The sequence below is a fragment of the Herbaspirillum sp. FG34 genome (assembly GCF_057809315.1).
This window is the reverse complement of sequence record NZ_JBMDJS010000013.1, coordinates 149182-170334: the sequence shown is the minus strand read 5'-3', so window position 1 is coordinate 170334 and position 21153 is coordinate 149182. Positions and strand designations below refer to the sequence as shown.

At 63.0% G+C, this 21153-nt stretch carries 9 protein-coding genes; all 9 read left to right on the top strand.

The annotated features are described in order from the left end of the window. Window positions 1–10: 10 nt before the first annotated feature. Window positions 11–667 carry a protein-methionine-sulfoxide reductase heme-binding subunit MsrQ gene (gene msrQ, locus ACODSZ_RS16890; protein ID WP_175344973.1) on the top strand — a complete coding sequence of 219 codons (657 nt, stop codon included), beginning with the start codon at window positions 11–13 and terminating at the stop codon, window positions 665–667. Window positions 668–739: 72 nt separating this feature from the next. Then, the gene (gene msrA / locus ACODSZ_RS16885; protein ID WP_175344974.1) at window positions 740–1438 is read left to right on the top strand and encodes a peptide-methionine (S)-S-oxide reductase MsrA; all 699 of its coding nucleotides are present in this window, start codon (window positions 740–742) and stop codon (window positions 1436–1438) included. 55 nt (window positions 1439–1493) lie between these two features. After that, complete coding sequence (locus ACODSZ_RS16880; protein ID WP_488928099.1) at window positions 1494–3206, top strand: tetratricopeptide repeat protein; 1713 nt, start codon at window positions 1494–1496, stop codon at window positions 3204–3206. A gap of 271 nt (window positions 3207–3477) precedes the next feature. Further along, entirely contained in the window at window positions 3478–4803 is a 1326-nt protein-coding gene (locus ACODSZ_RS16875; RefSeq protein ID WP_488928098.1) for a TolC family protein, read from the top strand. Window positions 4804–4868: 65 nt separating this feature from the next. Next, window positions 4869–5744 (top strand): EAL domain-containing protein, encoded by an 876-nt coding sequence (locus tag ACODSZ_RS16870; RefSeq protein ID WP_488928097.1) that lies wholly within the window; start codon window positions 4869–4871, stop codon window positions 5742–5744. A 921-nt stretch (window positions 5745–6665) separates the two neighbouring features. After that, the gene (locus ACODSZ_RS16865; protein WP_488928096.1) at window positions 6666–8765 is read left to right on the top strand and encodes an ATP-binding cassette domain-containing protein; all 2100 of its coding nucleotides are present in this window, start codon (window positions 6666–6668) and stop codon (window positions 8763–8765) included. 26 nt (window positions 8766–8791) lie between these two features. After that, complete coding sequence (locus ACODSZ_RS16860; RefSeq protein ID WP_488928095.1) at window positions 8792–9958, top strand: beta-barrel domain-containing protein; 1167 nt, start codon at window positions 8792–8794, stop codon at window positions 9956–9958. Between the two features lie 43 nt (window positions 9959–10001). Next, on the top strand, window positions 10002–11627 hold the full coding sequence (locus ACODSZ_RS16855; protein ID WP_488928094.1) for a centriolin protein: 1626 nt from the start codon (window positions 10002–10004) through the stop codon (window positions 11625–11627). 114 nt (window positions 11628–11741) lie between these two features. Further along, complete coding sequence (locus ACODSZ_RS16850; RefSeq protein ID WP_488928093.1) at window positions 11742–21140, top strand: Ig-like domain-containing protein; 9399 nt, start codon at window positions 11742–11744, stop codon at window positions 21138–21140. Window positions 21141–21153: the final 13 nt, after the last annotated feature.

Sequence of the window (21153 nt, the reverse complement as noted above, 5' to 3'; positions counted from 1 at the left end):
GGGACCGTCCATGCAGCTTGCCCCCGTCGCCTTGCGCACCTTGAAGCCCCGCACCGTCACGCTACTGTGGTGGCTGTTCCTGGCACTGGCCTTCGTCCCGCTGGGGCGGCTGGTCGCGCTGGGCTTGAGCGGCGGGCTGGGTGCCAACCCGCTGGAATTCATCACTCACAGCACCGGGGACTGGACCCTGTACCTGTTCTGCATCACCCTGGCCGTCACGCCCCTGCGCAAGATCACCGGCTTGAACTGGCTGGTGCGCATGCGGCGCATGCTGGGGCTGATGGCGTTTCTGTATCTGTGCCTGCACTTCACGACCTTCGTCTGGTTCGATCACTTCTTCGACCTGGGCGAGATCTGGAAGGACATCGTCAAACGCCCCTTCATCACCGTCGGTGTACTGGCTCTGCTGCTGTCCATCCCGCTGGCCATCACCAGTACCAACGGCATGGTGCGGCGCCTGGGCGGCAAACGCTGGCAGGTCCTGCATCGTCTGATCTACCTGATCGTGCCGCTGGGCGTGCTGCATTACTGGTGGGACAAGGCCGGCAAGAACCTGATCGCTCAGCCGCTGTTGTTTGCGGTGCTGGTCGGGGTGATGCTCGCACTGCGCCTGCTGTGGCGGCTGAACCGGGTATCGAGCGCGCCGGGACAGCCCGTGCGACGCTGAAATCTTCCTGTTTCCCTTATCTGAACTGATCGTTTGATCCGATTTTCCGGATCGTCTTCTGGGAGTCCTGCCATGTCTCTGTTCAAACCTGCCGTCCTGGCCTCAGCTGCCGGCCTTTGCCTGGCGCTGGCCTGTGCTTCCACCTTGGCCGCCGAAGCAGCCGTGGCCGTTCCCGCACCCAGCGGCAAGGCCGTGCTGCCGTCCACCGCCAGCAGCGCCACCGTGGTGCTGGCCGGTGGCTGTTTCTGGGGTGTGCAGGGGGTGTTCCAGCATACCCGGGGAGTCTTGCAGGCGGTCTCCGGCTATGCCGGTGGCAAGGCGGATTCGGCCACCTATCCCATGGTCAGTTCGGGGACCACCGGTCATGCCGAAGCGGTACAGGTGACCTATGATCCGCGCAAGATTTCCTACGGCCAGATCCTGCAGATCTATTTTTCCGTGGCGCATGACCCGACCCAGCTCAATCGCCAGGGGCCGGATCATGGTACGCAATACCGCTCGGCCATTTTCACCTCCAGCAACGATCAGGCCCAGGCAACCCAGGCCTACATTGCCCAGATCAACGCCGCCAAGGTCTTCAGCGCCCCCATCGTGACCCAGGTGGCACCGCTGCAAGGCTTCTATCGCGCCGAGGATTACCACCAGGACTACGCCACCCTGTATCCCGACCAGCCCTACATCGCCTACAACGATCTGCCCAAGATCAACAATCTGCAGAAGATGTATCCGGCCCTCTATCGCGCCGATCCGGTGCTGGTGTTCAAGCACTGACCCGGTGGCCGGGCAGGGATGAGACAATACGCGGCTCTGTCTCATCCCGCCCGCCATGAACGCCACCGATACCCTGCGCCTCGCCCTCGACCATTTCCACCAGGACGACTATCCCGCTGCCGAGCGCCTGCTGTTCTCCCTGCTGGAGAGCCATCCCCGGCACGCCGATGCGCTGCAACTGCTGGGCAGTGTCGTGGCCGCCCAGGGGCGCTTCGAGGAAGCCGCCCTGGCCTGGCAGCAGGCCCTGCCGCTGGTGGACCCCGACAGCGAGCAGGCCCTTGCCCTGCGCTATCGCCTGGGCCGTGCCTTCTACGAGCAGGGACGTCATGAAGATGCCTTCCTGCTGTATCGCGACCTGATCGAAGCCGGGCATGAACGCCCCGAGTTCTTCGTTGCCGCTTCCGCCGCCTTGCTGGGCATGTCGCCCTCCGGCAAGAACGATGTCCAGGCCCTGGCCTTGCTGGAAGAGGCGCTGCAGCGCAATCCCGATGTGCCCGATACCTGGCACCGCAAGGCCCGCCTGCACGAGCGCTTGCGCCAGTGGGAAGCCGCCCGCCAATGTCTGCGCCAGGTACTGCTGCGCTTCGATCAGCGGGCACAATACTGGCTGGATGCGGGGTTGATCGAACATGCCTCGGGGGAGTACCAGGAAGCCCTGCGTTACTACGACCAGGCCCTGATCCTCGACCCCGATCTGGTGGATGCCCACGTCAGCCGTGGCACCACACTGGCGCGCCTGCGCGAGCACGAGGAAGCCATCGACAGCTTTTGTCGCGCCCTGCGCATGAACGCCGCCGACGCCGATGCCCACGTCAACCTGGCGCTGTCGCTGCTGGTGCTGGGTCGGCTGCAAGAAGCCTGGCCGCTCTACGAATGGCGCTGGGAAGGGCGCGGCGCCGATCCTTACCGCCACGCCGCCATCCCACCCTGGAACGGCGGCAGTTCGCTGGCCGGCAAGCGCATCCTGCTGTGGGCTGAGCAGGGGCAGGGCGATACCATCCAGTTCAGCCGCTATGTGCAGCAGATGGTCGAGGCCGGGGCCGAGGTGGTGTTGGAGATTCCGGAAAGTTTGTTCACCCTGATGCAGCAGCTGCCCCTGGCCGCGCGCATTGAACTGGTCGCCTCCGGCAGCGCCCTGCCCCCGGTGGACTACCAGCTGCCGCTGATGAGCCTGCCGCTGGTGTGCAATACGACGATGGACAATATCCCGGCACCGGTACCCTACCTGAATGTTCATATCGCCCTGAAAGCGCAGTGGGAACGGCATCTGGACGGCCTGGCCCCGCGTGTGCCGGGACAGGTGCGCGTGGGCATCGTCTGCTCGGGCAATCCGGGCAACCTCAATGATGCCCGCCGGTCCATCGCGCTGGCCCGCTTTGCCGCGCTGGAGAAGGCGCGCGAGAGGGTGTCCTTGTTCGTGATCCAGCCCGACCTGCGCCCCGAGGATGCGCAATGGCTGCAGCAGGCCGGGCCGCAATGGCATGCCGTAGGGGAGGGCATCCGTGACTTCGCCGATACAGCGGCGGCACTCTCCTGCATGGATCTGGTCATCAGCGTCGATACGGCCGCCGCCCACCTGGCCGGTGCACTGGGCTTACCGGTCTGGATCGCGCTGCCGTATGCCGCGGACTGGCGCTGGTTCCTGCAACGCCATGACTCGCCCTGGTATCCCACCGCCCGGCTGTTCCGCCAGCAGCGCGCAGGAGATTGGGACGAAGTGATGACCCTGCTGCGCGCAGCCCTGGCAGTCGCCTCGTTCTCCTCCTGAATCCGCCGGAAAGACAGCGGCATCACGCCGCTGCACCGGACCTGGCAATCGCGCCGGGCCGCGTCCGTGCGGCGCGCATCTTGATCTTCATTCCATTCCTCGAAGTTTTTCGAGGCGATATGAAGCATTCTGCACCAAGGGACAATTAGTCGCTCCTGTCGTTTCCGCGATCATCCAAAGCCTATTCTCGTTTCCCGCCCGTGCGGCTGCCGTGTCAGTCGGATTTCCGCGAGGGTCCGCAGCGGACGAGAGCAACCCAACATGAGCGCAGATGAACGACACTCTTTCCCCTGGCCGCGCGCGCGGCCCGCAGTCTTTCCGGACCTCGGTCATGCAGCGCGGCACCCGCCGCTTCACGGCCGTACTGGCGGCCTCGCTGGCGGTGCTGAGCCTGCCTGCCGGGGCCGTCACCCTGGGTGAGCTGGTGCAGCAGGCCGCCTTCAACAATCCCGCTGCCGTGGCCCGCCAGCGCGCCGTCGACGCCGCCGGCGAGAGCATCTCCTCGGCCAGATGGCAATTCTTCCCCACGCCCTCGATGTCGGTCGAACGCGCTGGCGCGACCAGCAAGCGGGACGTGTCCTACGGTGGCGACGACACCGTCGTCATCCTGCGCCTGCAACAGACGCTGTGGTCCGGTGGCCGCCTGACGGCACAGCTGGAGCAGGCCGGTCACAACCGCACGTCGGCCGAGGAAGCCCTGCGTGAGCAGCGCTTCCGCCTGGCCGAACAGGTCATTTCGCAATACAGCCTGTGGGTGCGCTCGGACCTGGCGGCCGAGGCCAACCAGAAGAACCTGAAGGCGCTGGAGGACTTCCTCGCACAAAGCCAGCGCCGCGAGAAGGAAGGCGCTGCCGCGCGCGTGGACGTGACCCTGGTGCGGGGGCGCCGCGACCAGGCGCTGACCGACCTGCTGGGCGCCAAGGCCAGCCGCCAGTCGGCCCGGCTGCAACTGGAGCAACTGGTCGGCCTGCCCTTGCGCGACGAGGAACTGCGCGCCGATGTGGTGAAGCTGTCCATCAGCGAGGAGCTGCCTGTGCTCACCGATAGCATGCTCCAGAGCAGTCCGCTGCTCAAGCGGCTGCGTGCCGATGCCAAGGTGCAGGAATCGGCCATCCGGATCCGTAGCGCTTCCTACTGGCCTGAAGTCTACGCCCGCCTGGAACACCAGCGCGGCAACTTCAGCGTCGCCCACACCCCCGATGCCAACCGCGCCTTCATCGGCATGCAGATGCAGCTGGGCGCCGGCCTGTCGCTGGGCTCCGAAGTGGCGGCTGCCCAGGGACGCTACGAGTCGGCCGTGCTGGCGGTGGATGCCGCCCGGCTGGAACTGATTTCGCAGATCGCCGCCACCTATACCGAATATCAGCAGGCCGAGGCGCGCTCGCGCAACCTGGAGGACGTGGCGCTGTCGTCCGAGGAGGTGCTGGCCTCCTACACTCGCCAGTATCTCTCCGGCCGACGCTCCTGGCTGGACGTGATGAATGCCGCGCGTGAGGTGGTACAAACCGACCTGCAAAAGGCTGACGTCACGGCCATGATCATTGCCAACGGTCGCAAGCTGCAATTGTGGGCGTATGGACTGGATCAGGTGCGCTGAACATCATCCTGCGCGCCGGCGGTGACCTGAAGAGATACCGCAGCGCGTCTGCAGCCGGGAGGACCATGATCACCAAAGCGCAGTTCAGGCGCGCCATCCAGCGCGAGGAATTCATCGTCGTCTACCAGCCCATCGTGGTGCTGGCCGACGGTCGCTGCGCCGGCGCCGAAGTCCTGGTGCGCTGGCAGCGCGAGAATGGGGCGCTGCTCGCTCCCGATCACTTCCTGCCGGCCGCGCAACGGCACGGTTACCTCGATGCCATCACCGATCTGGTGCTGGCACAGTCCCTCAACGACATGGCCCCGACGCTGCGCGCTCATCCGCAGCTGCATCTGGCCATCAACATCCCGGCCCAGGATGTCAACAGCGGCAGGATACTGAAGGTGCTCGATGCTGGTCTGGCCGCCACCGGCGTGGCGCCCGCCCAGCTCTGGCTGGAGATTACCGAGGGCAGCAGCATGGAAACCCGGGCCAGCCGCATGACCTTGTCCGAGGCGCGTTGCAGAGGGCATGTCATCGCGCTGGACGATTTCGGCACCGGTTATTCCTGCCTGCGCTATCTGCACGAACTGCCCTGCGATGTCCTCAAGCTGGATCGCAGCTTCGTCACCGGCATCGGCAGCGATACCCCGCCGCATCCGGTACTGGGCTGCATCATCGACCTGGCCCACAAGCTCCGGCTGGCCATCGTGGCCGAGGGCGTGGAAACGGCGGCACAGGCGTGCTATCTGGAACAGGCCGGGGTCCCCTATGCCCAGGGCTGGTATTACGCGCGACCCATGCTGGCTGGTGAATTTTCCCGCTATTGCAGCATGTCGCAGGGTGCATTGGCGTTGTTGCCTGCCCAGCCTGCATCCACCGCGCAGTGTACTTCCGCCACCGATGAGGTCCACGTTGAAACGGCAGAAGGCATGGCGCCATCCTTGATCCCTGCAACCTGACGATGATCTTCGCAGGCGCTGCTTTGGCTGACTCCGCACTGGTTTTTTACACTCTTCTGCGACGTTTTTTTCAGACATGTGCTGCCCCGATCTCCGAAGTTTTCCTTTCCTTTTTAAAAATTCATATCGCCAGCACCATAGGACAATTATTCTGGAAGGAAATGTTAGATAAAGTCACCTACGCGTCGCTGTTCATGGTCTAGCGGAGACGCTGTCACCAACGCTGACTTTTTGTCGGATTATTTGGTGGCGAATGGCATCAAGCTCCCCTCGGGTTGAAGATGATTCGGGGGGAGTTCTCTTCTTGAAAGCCTTTTGTGAAGAGGATTTCCACTGATCTTGCGGATTGCTTTGATTGTCACGCAAGAGCAGAAAATATTTCTCTTCACTTGCACACATTCTCCAATTCATGCCTCTCATGGAAGGGCATCAATTCGATTTGACAAGATTCGTCATTTACTTAGTTTTTTGAGAATGGAAAATATGTCCCGGATGAACTAAAGGACAATTAAAAATTTCTATATTTTCAAAGATCATTAGCCTCATTGACGATCTGCCGCAGCGCCTGATTCCGGACGTGATCTCCCTCGGTTTCGCCCCCTTCCGCTAGCGCGGCGAAACACCATTGATGACGTCATCCGGGTTTTCTCTGGCATTACGCGACGCATCGCCTGAGGGGTTTCCTCCTGCTTTTCGCTCTCACTGTCGATCAAGCCGAGTCCGTCCTGAAACGAGGCGTCTTCGACAGTCCTTCCGGTGAAGGAAGGCCGATCGTCGCCGCTGATACCAAACCAAACGAATCGCCATGAGAAAGCACATCCATTCCTGTCCCAGATTGCCGCATCCAGCCTGCGCCGCAACGGGCAACGCTCACGCCCAGTCGCAAGCTGGCTGCATTGCCGCCCTGCCGGGGGTCTCCCCATGAGCGAGCTGGCATCTTCCCTTGCATGGGCCGTGACGACCGCCGCGCGGCGTCACGGTGTGGTCATCGACAGCGTACGACTCAATGCCGCCATTGCCAGCGCGATGGGAAAAAATGCTGCGGCCGAAATGGATATCAATGGCCTGTGTGCCGCCCTGAGTCTGCCCAAGGCACAGCATCTGGACAAGCCCGAGCGTGCCCAGCTGCCCATGCTGGGCGTGGTCGGCGAGCGTGGCTGGGGCGTCATCGTCGACCAGCGTCCCGACGGTCGCTGGATCTTCATCAGTGAAGAAGGGCATGCCCTCATCAGCGACAGTGACCTGGAAGAGGGCGCCTACAAGTTCGATTTTGCCGCCCTGAGCAGCAAGGAAGAACAGCACGGTTTCGAGCGTGTCTTCAAGGAGGCGCTGGCCGAGTTCCGTCCCGTCATCCTCGAAGTGGTCATCGCCTCGGTGGTCATGAGCATCATCGCCCTGGGGGCGTCGATCTTCTCCATGCAGGTCTACGACCGCGTCATTCCCACCCACGGCGTGGCCACGCTGATCGTGCTGGCCATCGGCGTTTCGCTGGCCATCCTCTTCGAGCTGGGCATGAAGTTCGCGCGCTCGCACATCATGGACAACGTCGTGTCCGGCCTCGATGCCAAGCTCTCGCAGGCCCTCTTCGAACGCCTGCTGTCAGTGCGGGTGGACCAGCTGCCCGGCTCGGTGGGCAGCCTGGCCGGTCAGCTGCGCGGCTATGAGCAGATCCGTTCCTTCTACACCTCGCAGACGCTCTTTACGCTGGTGGACCTGCCGCTGGGATTGCTGTTCGTCCTGGTGATCGCCTTCATCGCCAGTCCGTGGATGGCGCTGGTGCCGACCCTGTTCGGGCTGACTGCCATCGGCATCGGCTACCTCTCCAACCGCAAGGTGGTGCGCCTGGCCGACAAGAGCGCCGCCGCCTCCAACCTCAAGACCGGCCTGCTGGTGGAGACGGTGGAAGGGGTGGAAACCATCAAGTCCGGTTCCGGGGGCTGGAAGTTCCTCTCGCGCTGGATCGATGTGAGCGCCGAATCCATCCGCAGCGACATGGCCATGCGCGCCATTGGCGACCATGCCGGTTACATCGCCGCCATGTTGCAGCAACTGAGCTATTCCACCACCGTCATCGTCGGCTCCTTCCTGGTCATCAACGGCCAGATCACCATGGGTGCGCTCATTGCCTGTTCCATCCTGGGCGGCCGCATCCTGGCGCCGGTGGCGATGATCCCTGGGCTGATGGTGCAGCGCGCCCACACCAAGGCCACCCTGGCCGGCCTGGAAAAGATCTATGCGCTGCAAACCGACCAGGGCGGTGAGCGCCAGCTCACGCCTGACAGCCTGCGCGGGGAGTTCCGCGTGGAAGAAGTCAAATTCACCTATGCCGGCAGCATGCTCAATGCCATGAGCATCGACCAGCTCAGCATCAAGGCCGGCGAGCGCGTTGCCATCCTGGGGCCGATCGGTGCCGGCAAGTCCACCATCCTGCGACTGCTGTCGGGCCTGTACCGCCCGCAGCAGGGGCGCATCCTCATCGATGGCCTGGACATGGCCAACATCAATCGCCTGACACTGAACCAGCATATCGGCTACCTCCAGCAGGATCACCGTCTGTTCGTCGGCACCCTGCGCGAGAACCTGCTCATCGGTCTGCCCGATCCCGGCGACGAAGCGCTGCGCCAGGTCATGGAGCGTACCGGCCTGCTGCGTCTGGTCTCCGCCCATCCCAAGGGACTGGATCTGCCAATCCAGGAGGGCGGACGCGGCCTCTCCGGCGGGCAGCGCCAGCTGGTGGCATTTACCCGGCTGCTGCTGTGTCGGCCCGACATCTTCCTGCTCGACGAGCCGACCGCGTCCATGGATGAAGACCTGGAGCGTCACTGCCTGGGTGTGCTCAATGAAGAAATCAGCGGCGGTCGCACCCTCGTGGTGGTGACCCACAAGCCAGCCTTCCTGCCCATGGTGGACCGCGTCATCGTGGTGGTCGGCAACCGCGTCGTGCTCGACGGTCCGCGTGATGCCGTCCTCGCCCGCCTGCGTGGCGAAACGCCTGGCACCAACGCCGTCACCGTTGCCTGAGGCCCGCCATGACCATGACATCAAAGATGAATCCAATCAAATCCCACAACCACAACCCGTTGGTATCGGCGCGCTGGATGCTGCGCCTGTCCATGTTCAGTGTCGTGCTGCTGCTGGTCTGGGCTGCATTGAGCCCCATCGATCAGGTGACCCGCGCGCAGGGGCAGGTGATCGCCGTTTCCCGTACCCAGTCGGTACAGGCGCCCGATGGCGGGCCGGTCAAGCAGATCCTGGTCAAGGAGGGCGAATCCGTCAAGCAGGGCCAACTGCTGATGGTGCTGGAACAGGACCGCATCCAGACTTCCCTCAACGACAGTCGCGCCAAGGTGGCCGCGCTGCGGATCAGCCTGGCGCGCCTGCGGGCCGAAGTGTACGGCCAGCCCCTGGTGTTTGATTCCGACCTGCTGGACTACAAGGAATACATCGCCAACCAGAAGGACCTGTACATCAAGCGCAAGACCCTGATCGACCAGGATCTGCAAGCCTTGAATGACATGCTCGGCCTGGCCTCGCAGGAACTGGAGATGAACCGCAACCTGGAGAAGACCGGCGACGTCGGCCGCGCCGACGTGCTGCGGCTACAGCGCAATGTGGCTGACATCCGGGCGCAGATCAACAACAAGCGCAACAAGTATTTCCAGGAAGCGCTGGTGGACATGACCAAGGTCCAGGAAGACCTCAACACCCAGCGCGAACAGCTGGAAGACCGTACCCAGGTGCTGGAACACACCGAACTGCGGGCGCCGGCCGATGGCGTGGTCAAGAACATCAAGCTCACCACCATCGGCGGCGTGGTCCGCGCCGGTGATGTGGTCATGGAAATCCTGCCCACGGACAACCTCATCGTCGAGGCCAAGGTGTCCACCGCCGACTCCGCCTACGTCAAGCACGGCCAGCAGGCCAACGTCAAGCTGGATGCCTACGACTATTCCATCTACGGCACCCTCAACGGCCATGTCGTCTACGTCAGCCCCGATACCCTGCTGGACGAAACACGCCAGGGCGCCGTGCCTTACTACCGTGTTCATATCGCCCTGGACGAGGCCGTCTTCAAGGGCAGCAAAGCCAGGGCCATCCACGTCAAGCCTGGCATGACCGCGACCGTCGAAATCAAGGCCAATACCCGTACCGTCCTCTCCTTCTTGGTCAAGCCTATCGCCAAGACTTTGCAGGAATCGATGGGAGAGCGATAAGCGCCCTCGATTGCCCCCCTACCCCTACTACAAGGAAAATTCCATGAAACCCATCTCTCTGCCCAAGCAATCCGCTCCCGACCCGGCCTACCTGCTACCTTGGGTGGGCACGCTGGCGGTCTTCTTCATGTACGTGCTGGTCAACGCCTTGCTCTTCAAGCGCGTCATGCAGCTCATGGAGCACGTTGCCAACCCGTACTTCGTGGTCCTGCTCATCGTCGTGACGGTGAGCGGCCAGCTGCTCACGATCTGGCAGACCTGGCGCTTTCTGGCCGAAGGCAATTACCTCACGCAGCTGGTGCAGCGCTTCCGCTCCGCCAAGGGCCAGGATCGCCAGGCCAAGCTGGCCAACCTGAACGACAGTCTCCACCATGCCTCCGCCGGGCTGGAGGTGCGCGCACTGTTCCAGCAGTTGCAGCGCGAGGATGGGGAAGTCCAGGTCCACGATGCGGCGCGCCTGCAACATCAGGCCGACAACTTCAAGCAAAACATCCAGCGTCGTACCACGCTGGTCCAGTACATCGCCAATACCCTGATCGGCCTGGGCCTGTTCGGTACCTTCCTCGGCCTGATCGTCACGCTCAAGGAAGTGGCCGCCCTGATCGGCTTGTTCGGCGTGGCCGGCACGGCAGGCAGCGACATGATGGCGCAGTTCTTCCAGAAGATGAGCGGCCCGCTGGCCGGCATGGGTGACGCCTTCGTGGCCTCGCTGCTGGGTCTGGGCGGTTCCATCGTCAACAACGTCCAACTGCTGGCCACGCGCAGGCTGCAACGCGTGCTGTGCGCCCGCGCCGAAGCCGCCTACCTGAGTGTGGCCGACGCCATCTGCCAGCCGGCAGCCGCCCAGGCCGAGGAGCGCCAGTCCGTCGGCAGCTCCGCCGATGGCCATGCCCAGCTGCAGGAAATCCGCGCCATCCGCAGCGAGATGCACCAGCAGACCGAAGCCATCCTGCTGGCCTCTTCCCGCATGCGCCAGGCCAGCGAGCCGCTGGTCAAGTGTCTGGAAACCCTGGAGAAGCGCACCGCCGCCCAGGCCCAGGACCGTCCGCAACTGGAACAGATCGCCGCCACCATGGAACAGCGCCTGGCTGCCCTGGTACACAAGTTCGAAGACACCCAGCAGGCGCACCAGGGCCTGCTGGCCAGCGTACGCGCCATGGAAACGCACCTGGCCGGCATCGCCGTCGGCCAGACCGAAGTGAACGACGATCAGCGCAGCGTGTCGCGCAAGCTCAGCGATCTGATCGCCGCTGCCAACGAGGATGCCGAACTGTCCCGCCACGCCATGCGCGAACACGCCGAGAACCTGCGCAGCGGCCTGGGCCAGGATCTGCGCCAGCTCGCCGAGCTGATCGACGCCACCCTGCGCGAGCAACGCGAACACGGCCAGGTCTTCAACAGCATCCTGACCGGCACCAGCGGCACCCAGGTGGCCGTGGAAACGGTCGGCGCGCAGTTGTTGCAGCAAGGCCAGCAACTGCAGCCGCAACTCATCGAGATCATCGCCCGCATCGACAAGCTTGATCTCAATCTCGCCAGCAGGGCGCAACCGCAGCAGCAATGGGCCATCCCCGATCTTCAGGCATTCGCCCAGAAGATCGAGCAAGACCCGCAGCCGATACCGCAGTCCGATAGCGATCCCGGCACCGTCGTGGGCGCCAGTTCTTAAGCAGCAGTAGCCGCCAGGGCCAACTTGAGGTTGGCCCTGGCCTGTCTGGCGCGCCGATTTCGTCACTTATTTCCTTCAACACTCACTCTTTAGACCAGAGAAAGCACGCTACGTATGAGCAATGATCAAAACAAGGCTGGAACCAACCCGATCAGCAACAAGCAATTGGGCACTGCCCCGGTACCGTTGATCATGCCGTCGGCCCGGCATCCGTCCGCAGTAGCCGCAGGCAAGTCCGCCAAACCGCACAAGCAGGGCCCGCAGCACGACCAGGACCAGCCAGCTGTCGCAGGCGAGCAGACGCTCTCGGAACTGCCCCTCGTGTCTGATGACGGCACGGCCGAGCAGTCGCTGGCCAGTGCCGAGGCCGCCATGTCGGTGCGCCGGAGCAAGGGCGGGGATGACGAAACGGACCAGGACAAACCGGCCGACGTCAGCGGCGATGAGTCGCGCTTGCTGCTGGCCCAGGCCGGCGATGCCGGTTCCGGCGGCTCCAGCGCTGGCAGCGGCGGCAATCTGGACGCGCCGGTGAGTGTGGGTGAAGAACTGCTGCGGCAGGCCGCGCCCTTGCCGAGCACGCCCTCCAAGGCCGGCCCGGACTGGCTGGAAAGCCTGTTCGGCAAGGACTGGAAACTGCCGGTCGCCCTCGGTGGCGGCGCGCTGGCCTTGCTGGGACTGGCCGTCGGCGGTGGCGGCAGCAGCGCCGCGCCTGCGGGAACCGGCGCGGCCGGTGGCGATACCGGTTCGACCCCGGCGCCACCCAGCAATGCCTGGACCCTCACGGTCACCCCCGCCGCCGGCAAGTTCGAATCAACGGCCACGGTGCGCGCGGCTGTGCAGAAGTGGGATGGCAGAAACTGGCAGGACGTGGCCGACACCACCACGGTGGACCGTTTCGGCCGCATGAGCATCAAGGTCGACAAGAGCCAGGTCAGCGCCCAGGACATGCTGCGGGTCGTCCTCAGCGATAACGGCAGCGGTGCCGACCACCGTGATGAAGTCGGCGGCCTGATGACCTTGGGCAGCACCCCCCTGATTGCCCTGATCGGCGGCCTGGCCTCGGACCAACAGGTCACGGTCAACCCGCTCACCACCCTGGCCGCTCAGCACATCGGTCAGGACTTGTCGGCGGCGACCATCGAGGCCGTCCATGCCGCCGTGGCGAAGGCCTTCGGCATCAGCTCCGGCGATCTGGTCCACGTGCTGCCGAGCTTCCTGGCCGGTGGGGGCAGTCCTGTCAAGACCACGGACAGCCAGAACTATGGCCTGGCCCTGGGCGTGCTGGCCGGCATGGCCCAAGCCCAGCACGACGCCGGCGTAGACGGCGACCAGGCGCTGGGTGCCGCCCTGAATGTGCTGGCCCAGGCCTTCGAACTGCAGGACGGCAAGCCCGTCCTGAACCTGGACAAGATCCGCAGCATCCAGCTCAACAAGGCCGACGGCAGCGGCTCGGCCCAGGTGGGTCTGGATGAAGGCGCGGCTCGCTTGTATCAGGCTTCCGCCGTCACGGGCACTGGCGCCGAAGGGGCCCAGATCCCGTACATCACCATCGATACGCAAAAGGAAAAGGTAGCCGGCGGACTGACGCCGACCCCGGGTGCGGATGTCACCCTCGGCGCGTCCAACTTTGCCGATGGCCTGACCCTGAAGGTCAACACCGCCGACTCGGCCAAGGAAGGCGACTCGCTGCGCATCGAGTTCATCAAGCTGGATGGCAATGGCAGCCCGGTCCAGGATGCAAAACCCTTCATCTATGATTACGTTCTCACGAAGAAGGATGTGGATCAGGTCGGCAGCACCGCCGGTAATGTCGCCAACAAGGGCGGCGGTTACTTCAACCTGGTCGTGCCTACGCACCTGGACGATCCCGCCAAGTACAACTCCACCAACGGCGCTCGCGCTGCGCAGTCGTCTTCGTCTGACGCCAGCGTCTTCCTGCTGCCGGTCAAGACGGACCCGGCGACCCAAACCAGCTACTACGATGTCGCCCAGGCCGTCACGACCCAGTACCAGCTGCGTGCCACCGGCAGTGCTCTGGGCTTTGCCTCGGCGGGCGCCCGTATCAGCCTGGGGAATACACCTGTCGTCGTGGAGAGCGCACCTCCTGGCAACATCTTCAATGGCGGCGATGTCAGCTCGGCCAATACCATCCGTATTGCGGTGACGCTGTCGACCAGGATTTCCTGGGACCATGCACCCACGCTGAACGTGACGATCGCTGGAAAGCCCTTCAAGGCAAGCGTCCAGAATCTCCTGGGCTCGACCAGCGACGTACTGAATTTTTCGCTGACGCTGTCCAACAAGGACGGGGAGAGCACCCAGGGGCTGGATGGCAAGCTCGAGATTCCCGAGAACGCGCTGCAGTTCCCGCCGGGTACCACCATCTTTGCCGATGGTGGCGCTACGCTGTTTGTTTCTGATAACGCCGGAAAATGGTCGGATTTGCCGGGCCGGGCGATATCGGGCGAGATTGCCCAGTCCCTGGGCGTGGAGTCGACCAGGGTGGTGTCCCCCTATACGGTCGATACCATCCGTCCAGCCAATCCGACGCTCGAACTGAGCGCTGTCCTTCTTGGCGTCGGCAACGACGGCTTCCGTCAGCCGGACAGGATTCCCGTGGACGGCGAGCTCAATGCGATTGCCGGCGTCAGTGTCAGCAATAGTCCGCAGTCCGCCAATTCCGTGGTGACCAATAATATCAAGCAGAAGTTCACCGTCCATGTGAACCAATCCGATTTGAAGGGCGACGAGGGCGCCAGTGTCAGGTTGCTGGTCTCCGCCCCTAACCTCACGAATGCCGTCCTCGCCAATGCCGTGCTGGATGGCAATGGCAATGCGAGGTTCACGGAGCAGAGCTACGTGGCGGGGATCGTGGAAAGACTGACCTCCGCTGCGAAAGCGCCTGCGGCGGCAGATGGTCTGCCGATAAGCCTGTTTGCACAGATCACCGACAAAGCCGGCAACGTCAGCGCCATGGTGCCGCTGACGTTCCCGATGGGGGCCGGTGGCAATGCCAGCTTTACGCTGGACATGACCGCCCCCGACGCACCTGTCCTGGTCAAATTGGACGCCGCCAGCGACACTGGCCGCGACAGAGGGGTCAATACCAATAACGAAAGCAGGTCCGACAATATCACCTCCATCAAAAAACCTTCGCTGCTGGTACAAGGCGGCTCGCTTGGCTCGGTGATCGAGGTCTGGAGCGACGAAGGCCTCTCGCAAAAGCTTGGCACGGCGGTGGTCGGGATCCTCCCCGGTTCCGGGCCTTCCACCAATGGCGCCACCGTGGCACTGAGTGGAGGTGAGCTCCAGGATGGCGTCAACAAGGTCTATACCACCATCATTGACCAGGCGGGCAATCGCAGCCCGAGCAAGTCCGTTGACCTGACCTATCTTCCGCCCATCGACCAGGAAGCGTCGAAAAAGCTGGTGCTCGACGTCACCAGTGCCAAGCCAGCCTCGGGCTTCTATCGCCAGGCTGAAGTGATCGAAGTCTCGGTGAAGTTTGATCGTCCGGTCTTCCTGAAGGTCGGAAAGACCACTTCCAACCTTTTCGTCGATCTGATTGCCAACGGGGCCGGCTCACAGCCTGACCAGATTGGCAAGGCCACTTACTTCGACGGTCTGGGAACCGATACGCTCAGATTCACGTACACGGTGGCCCAGAATATCGACGACGGCAATACCGGTGTTTTCACTGCCCGTACCTTCATCAATCAGGACAGCGTGCTGGAAGACATTGCCGGCAGCAACGTCGTTGTCGCTGGTGCGAAGCCGCGCGACGGTCAGGAAGTCAAGATCGACACCATCGCGCCTCTCGTGCCGGTCATTGACCTTCCGGCCGATGTGAAGGCGGCACCTGCGTCCGGGAAGTTCGGTCGCGGCACCGCCACCACCGAGGGCCTGAGCCTGAGCGCCGAAAGCGGCAGCCAGGTCCGTCTGAGCTTCAAGAGAGGTGACGTGGAGGTGCTGAGCAAGACCGTGACCGGCGTCGGCGCGGCCCAGAGCATCGGCTTCACCGACGCGGATCTGAACAAACTGGGGCAGGGCGACCTGACTGTCTCCGCCTCCGCCACCGACCCTGCCGGCAACAGCAGCGCGGTCAGTTCAGCACTGGCGTTCAAGATGGATACCGAGGCACCGGCGGCAACGGTGGTCGGTGCGTTCAATATTGGCAGACAGCCTAGCAGTGACGTGCCGACCAACGGCCCGACCAATGTCCCGTTCTACTTCACCATCCAATTCAGTGAAGGACTCAAGACCATCCCCACGAAGGAGCATTTTGAGGCGACCGGGGGCAGCGTCACGCGCGTCGAGCCAGTGAGCACCACGGCCAATACTTACCGCGTCATCATTCAGCCCGACAAGGATGTGGCAGCAGGCAACGTTGAATTGAGCCTCAAGGCCGGCCTCGCCAATCCCTTGAGCGACAACGCCGGCAACCTGATCGAGACCGGCAAGACGATTGCCACCCAGGCCATCGATACCCTGGGACCACAGATCACGGCCACCCGCGATGTGGACGGGCCCGTCATGGGAAGCGCGCCGGTCAGCTTTACTGTCACGCTGAGCGAACCTGTCGGGCCCATTTGGGGCGATATGGACGCCAGGAACTTCAGTGCCACTAACGGTACGATAGCGAGCGTCACCCGAATCGACGCGCTGAAGTACAAAGTGACGGTCATGCCGACCACTCCCCCCGCCGGTGGCAACATCACCCTGGGCTTGATCGCTAATGCCAGTTCCGTCGGCGGTTCCGTGCTGCGCGATGCGCTTGGCAACCAGACCCTGAACAAGCCCGATCTGGTCACCCAGGTCATCGATGTGACGCCACCGCAAGTGATGGAGCGCGTGGTGACCGGCAAGGTCGCCCCCGGCAATTCATCCACGGCCTCCTATTTCCACGTGGGCGACACCGTGACAGTCAAGGTCACGTTCAATGAAGCCGTCTCGGTCACGGGCAGGCCCACGGTGGATATTGACGTCGGTGGAGTCCTGCGCGCGGCAGTGTTCAGCTGGCAGGAGGAGGGCGTTGACGGCAAGAAGACGGTGCTCTTCGATTACACCATCGTCGCCGGGGACCATGCGGCAGCAGGTATCGCCCTGCCGGCGGATGGCATCAGGCTGGCCGGCGGACGCATCTCCGACCTGGCAGGCAACCTGGCGGTTCTGACGGCCCCGGCCAAGACGGAAAATGCCGACGTCAAGGTCGATACCATCATCCCGACCGTCGAGGAGGTGAAGATCCTGTCGGCCGGTACCCCGGCGGAGGCCGCAGCGGGCATCTACAAGACCGGCGCGGAACTGACTGCCGCCGTGCGCTTCTCCGAAGAGATCAGGATCGATACCGCTACCGGATCAGCCCCGGCACCGACCCTGGCCCTGAAGGTGGGGGACAACATCCGTACCGCCACCTTCAAGTCCCCGGATGCGGACAAGAAGACCTTGCTCTTCACCTACACACTGACCAATGGCGACAACGATGCGGCAGGTGTCGTCATTCCCGCGGCGGCGCTGTCATTGCAGAATGCGCGCATTACCGACCTTTCCGGCAACAGCGCCACCATCGGCAATCTGGCCACGCCACCCAATCCGGGCTTCAAGGTCGACAGCACTGCACCGGTCGTCAACAGCATTGAACTCAGCGCGACAGCCGCCGATGGTAGTTCCCCTGGCGCTTATCGCGCCGGGGACAAAATCACCGCCCTGGTCCGATTCAATGAAGACGTGCGTATTGATACGGCTGCCGGCCTGCCGACGCTGACCCTGCAGGTCGGTCAGGAACAGCGGCAGGCCACCTATCAGCCCAATGGCAGCAGCACTACCGGTCGCGCCTTCAGTTTCGTCTACACCATCGTTCCCAATGACAGGGCCGATACCGGCGTGGCCGTGGTGGCCAGCAGCCTGGATCCGAAAAATGCTGTCCTCAGCGACGTGGCCGGCAACATCGCCGATCTTCGCCATGCTGCCTTGCCCGTCAACACGTCGCTGAAGGTGGACAACAACGCCCCCAGCGTAGTCAGTTTCAGTGCCACGGCCGACAAGATGCTCATCATCGGCGACACGTTGTCGCTCAAGGCCAAGGTGAGCGAACCGCTGCGCGCCGGTGGCAAGCTTGCCGTGACGCTCAACAACGGCGGCACCGCCACGCTGGAGGTGGATTCCAGCGATCCCACGCAACTGCTCGGCCGCTACACGGTGCAGGCCGGCGAGACTTTCAGCGGGCTCAAGGTCGACCGCTTCACCACCACTGCCAAGGACCTGGCCGGCAATGACCTGGGCACCGTCGTGCCGACCCAGGCCGGCACCAATATCGATGTCCGGCCCATCAACGTCGATGCTCTGCGACCGCCCCAGCCAACCGCCTTCCAGCTTGATGCCGCCAGCGATGCCGGCACCGCCGCCGACGGTCTGACCAACGTGACCCGGCCCAGCTTCCACTTCGAGGGGCTGACCAAGGGCGCGCGCGTGGTTGTTACGGCCACCAGCAAGGGGGCCGAACTCACCTTGCTGGACTTCGTTGCCACCGGGGCTGCGCAGACCGTGGCCATGAGCGGTGCGGCACTGACCGATGGCATCTACAGCAACGTGGTGGTCAAGCAGACGAGCGCCAACGGCAACGCCAGCGAACCGCTGCGGCTGGGCAAGACCAGCACCAGCGGCAGCTTCCAGATCGATACGACCGCGCCTTCTGCAACGCCGACCAATCTGGCCTTCGACGATATCCAGGACTCCCTGAGCGATAAGCAGTACGGCGACTACCAGAACCAGGCCAACGATGCCAAAGCCAGGGGAACGCAAGCGCGTGACTACCGCACCAGCATCCAGCAGCCGCGCTTCGATTTCATGGGCGGCAACGACGGCGAGGTGGCCGTGCTGTTCCGCGATGTGAATGGAAATAACCGCTTTGATAGCGGTGATGTGGAACTGGGCCGCAAGACCATCGGTCCGGACTCGGTGATTCAGTACAAGACGGGTATCAATGTCTCGGAAGCGAACAAAAGCGGTCATTTCGTCGAAGTCAACACCGCCAGTGCGCTGCCCAACGCCACCTATGCCGACATCAAGGTAGTCCTGCAAACCGCTTCCGGTACCTTCGGCACAGCCTCGGCAGCCGCCATTGGTGGTCTCGAGGTCTTCAACAACGCGCCGTTGCCCCCCTTGACCCGCGTGCAGGCCAGCCAGAACACGCCCACTGATCCGACGGCGGAGACCACCTTGTCATTCGACATCACCGGTGGCAGGGTCGGCGGCGCGACCGTGAAATTCATGGCCGACCTGACCGACAGCAACGGCGCGATGATCACCGCCGGGGTGGTGGTAGGCCAGGGTCTGCTGGTCGCCAGCAAGGTGAACATCAACACCGCCGCGCTCAATGGGACCTACCGCAATTTCAAGGCAGTCCAGACCTATGCCGGCCAGGACAGCAGTGCGGTGGATGTCGTCAAACAGGACGGCACCGGGCTGACCATGACCTGGGATCATATCGCCCCCACGGTGCAGGTGGCACTCAAACCGGACACGGTGGCGCGCTCGGGACAGCCGGTGGAGCTGCTGTTCACCTTCAGTGAAAACGTGAAGGATTTCACGAAGGACGACATCACTGTCGTCGGCGGCCAAATCGATTCCGTCACCGGGACGGGCTCCACGCGCACGGCCATCTTCACGCCCGACAATGTCACGTCGTCTGGCGCCAGCGTGGAGGTCAAGGCTGGTTCCTATACGGATGCGGCAAACAACACGGGCGCGGGGAGTGACCGCTTCGCCATCCCCTTCAATCGCCCCGGCAGTGTTCAGCTTTCCGGCATGCGCAACGCCAACGCCAACGCCCCGCAAGTGGGCGAAACCTTGCTAGCCACGGTGAGCGATCCGGATGGCAATCCCACCGGCCTCGTTACCTACAGATGGACCGTGAACGGTACCCCGGTGCCTGGCAACAACACGGCCAGCTACCAGGTGAGGGAGACGGACAAGGGCAAGACCATCAAGGTCTCGGCCGGGTATACGGATGGGGCCGGGGGGAACGAGGTCGTAGCGTCGAGTGATACCGCTGCGGTGACCGGGCCGAATGCTCCGGCAAAAGTGGTCATCATGGTCAACGACAAGGAGATCGGACCTGCCGACAGGCGTTTGAATTACGGGGATCATGTCCGGGTCATCGTGACCGATGACGACGGCCTCCCCGCCGGTTATGAGCAGAGCTTTAAGTGGCGGGACAGCGCATCGATACCTCAGAATAATATCCTCAACCCGCTCGACTTCGTGGTCACCGAGGCTGTGTTGGATAAGAACAAACTTATTCACTTAGTCGGCGAGTTTGTCGATCAGGCAGGCAACCAAGAAAAGTATTCCCAACCAGGCGACAGCATGAAAGTCTGGCCGCGTCAGCAGATGGGCGATGTCACTATCGCCACCTATGATGCCCAAGGTGAACCCATTGCTAACACTGAGAAGCTTCAGTTGGGTCAGAGAGTTGAGGCCAGCATCGTGGACGGAAATGGTCCCGGCAATGTTCACTATGAATGGATAGTCGATGGAGAGACGCGGCTCAACGAAACTGAGAGGAGCTATCTGGTTCAGGATACTGACTATGGAAAGCAGATCAAGGTCCATGTCACCTACGTTGATAACGACGGCTACTCCGAAAACCTCACCAGCAACGCCCTGACCGTCGGCAACGCTCCGAACAACATGCCAGCCAGTGGCGAGGTCACCGTCACAGGCATTGGCAAGGTGGGAACGGTGCTGACGGCCTCGCGTGGGCAGATCACCGATCCGGACGGTACGGTGAACAGTGCCTACAGTTACAAGTGGTATTTGGTAGGCACTGACGGGAATAGCCAAGAGATCTCCAGAGATCACTACAAGGGTAGCGATTCCTCAACGCTGGTCGTTACCTCCGATCTGTTGGGCAAGGGTGAGATCAAGGCCGAGCTGAACTTCAACGATGATCGCGGCCATAGAGAAACAATTCTCTCAAGCACGGGCATCAGCCCGGAGCTGCCTTCCCGTTTCAACGCGATTCCGTTGTCCTTCACGGGCGTCACGGCGCCGGCCAATAGCCCCAAATTGATCCTGGTGGACAAGGACCGCAGCCTCTACCTCCTGGATGTCAATGGCGATGACGCGATCGACCAGCGCGATGCGACTACCTACATCACCAACCTCGATGCCAGCGGCGGTCTCACCGTGCCGGGGCAGAACGGTCAGGTCCGCGCCACGCTGCTGGGCAGCGACAGCGATCTGTGGGGCAAGCTCGCCTTGGGTAGTGCTGCCTGGGGCAGCGCGACCGGCGTCAAGGGCAGCTACGGCAACAGCGCTGCCGATGACGTGCTGGCCCAGGACTTCTGGACGGCCACCGCCAATGGCAGCAGCGCGCACTACGTCTGGGCTACTTCAGCCTCTGGTGGTGTCTACAGCAGTGCCAACGCTTCCAGCCTCGGCGACCCCAACCGTGCGCACTACAACTTGTTTGAATTGAAGTACACGACCGGCGGCGTGCTGCCCGGTTGACGTTCGCATGACC

Bases quoted from the DNA above. Each gene is read 5' to 3' on its own strand.
- msrQ (WP_175344973.1), top strand. From the start codon at position 11: ATGCAGCTTGCCCCCGTCGCCTTGCGCACCTTGAAGCCCCGCACCGTC.
- msrA (WP_175344974.1), top strand. From the start codon at position 740: ATGTCTCTGTTCAAACCTGCCGTCCTGGCCTCAGCTGCCGGCCTTTGC.
- ACODSZ_RS16880 (WP_488928099.1), top strand. From the start codon at position 1,494: ATGAACGCCACCGATACCCTGCGCCTCGCCCTCGACCATTTCCACCAG.
- ACODSZ_RS16875 (WP_488928098.1), top strand. From the start codon at position 3,478: ATGAACGACACTCTTTCCCCTGGCCGCGCGCGCGGCCCGCAGTCTTTC.
- ACODSZ_RS16870 (WP_488928097.1), top strand. From the start codon at position 4,869: ATGATCACCAAAGCGCAGTTCAGGCGCGCCATCCAGCGCGAGGAATTC.
- ACODSZ_RS16865 (WP_488928096.1), top strand. From the start codon at position 6,666: ATGAGCGAGCTGGCATCTTCCCTTGCATGGGCCGTGACGACCGCCGCG.
- ACODSZ_RS16860 (WP_488928095.1), top strand. From the start codon at position 8,792: ATGAATCCAATCAAATCCCACAACCACAACCCGTTGGTATCGGCGCGC.
- ACODSZ_RS16855 (WP_488928094.1), top strand. From the start codon at position 10,002: ATGAAACCCATCTCTCTGCCCAAGCAATCCGCTCCCGACCCGGCCTAC.
- ACODSZ_RS16850 (WP_488928093.1), top strand. From the start codon at position 11,742: ATGAGCAATGATCAAAACAAGGCTGGAACCAACCCGATCAGCAACAAG.